The organism is Parasediminibacterium sp. HNIBRBA5674 (assembly GCF_056745525.1).
In genome coordinates this window covers 1-1478 of sequence record NZ_JBQWIE010000086.1, presented here as the reverse complement: position 1 = coordinate 1478, position 1478 = coordinate 1, and the positions used below count along the sequence as shown (strand labels likewise).

General features: G+C 37.6%; 1 protein-coding gene. It reads right to left on the bottom strand.

Features of this window, described 5'->3' with window-relative positions; genetic code table 11:
• Positions 1 to 253: 253 nt before the first annotated feature.
• The gene (locus ACT9TX_RS18340; protein ID WP_481340551.1) at positions 254 to 1204 is read right to left on the bottom strand and encodes an NAD-dependent epimerase/dehydratase family protein; all 951 of its coding nucleotides are present in this window, start codon (positions 1202 to 1204) and stop codon (positions 254 to 256) included.
• Positions 1205 to 1478 lie beyond the last annotated feature (274 nt).

Genomic DNA, 1478 nt, shown 5'->3' with positions numbered 1-1478 from the left:
TCTAAACCTCTAAAGAACTTCCACCATTTTTATAGTAGCGGGGTGCAAATATAGAACGCAATTCCTAAATAGCAAATGAATTTGCAGTTTTATTGAAAAAAGATAGTCAAAACCATTAACTAAATACGCTTAAAGCACAGCTACCACAGCATTCTACGCTTAAATAAAAGTTGAAAATAATTACACAGTTGCAGTGGACGCAACTGAAGCATCATAGTATTACTACAGATTGTAACATAAAAAAGAAAAAATGCTATAAAGAAAGTTTAAGATTATCTAGCATTTCTTTGGTAAGCCTTTGTAAATTAAATGCAGGCTGCCAGCCCCAATCGTTTCTTGCTACTATATCATCTATGCTTTGCGGCCAACTATCTGCTATGTTTTGTCTGCTATCTGGCTTATAGCTGATAGTAAAATCTGGTATGTGGGTTTGTATTTCGGCAGCAATTTCTTTTGGTGAAAAGCTTACGCCTGCTACATTGTAGGATGTACGCACTGAAATTTTATCGGCTGGTGCTTCCATGAGATTAATAGTTGCGTTGATGGCATCGGTCATATACATCATAGGCAAATAAGTATTCTCGCTAAGGAAACATTGATAGGTTTTGTGTTCAATGGCTTCGTTGAAGATTTCTACTGCATAATCGGTAGTACCGCCACCTGGCGCAGATTTATAACTTATAAGCCCTGGATAGCGCAGGCTACGCACGTCGAGGCCAAAGCGCTGATGATAGTAATTGCACCAAAACTCGCCAGCATACTTACTGATACCGTATACTGTGATAGGCTCGATAACGGTTTGCTGTGGGCAGTTTTGCTTAGGGCTTGTAGGGCCAAAGACAGCAATAGAGGAAGGCCAATAGACTTTTTTGAGGTTCTCTTCTCTTGCGATGTCTAATACATTGAGTAAGCCTTGCATGTTAAGATTCCATGCGAGTGTTGGATTTTTTTCGCCAGTGGCAGAAAGAATGGCGGCTAAGAGATAAATCTGTGTGATGTTTTGACGAATAACTTGCACATGCAGCATTTCTTTATTCATCACATCTATGCTTACATAAGGGCCTGTGCCTTTTAAAAGCTCGTTCTCTTCACGCAAATCGCTAGCAATAACATTGTTGTTGCCATAAATTTTACGAAGCGCCAATGTCAATTCTACACCTATTTGGCCACTTGCGCCAATCACTAGTATTTTATCTTTTGCCATTATGGAAGTTTTCTTTTGATAATTTACAAAGATGCTACGATGTTGTTGTTAGAGAAAAGAGAAATTGATGAGAGGAAATTCTGTTTTTTTTTGAATAATTCATAAAAGGACGTAAACAAGCCGCAAAAGCAATAGTGAGAAAATTTCATTAAGAAAAAGCTAATAACTATCTATTGAAGCCAATGTGTTTTGTAAAATAACGTGAGTTCGGTTTAAGAAACAGCGAAAAAGGTGTTGAAATTGTCTATTAATTGTACCACCAATTGCTAAACAA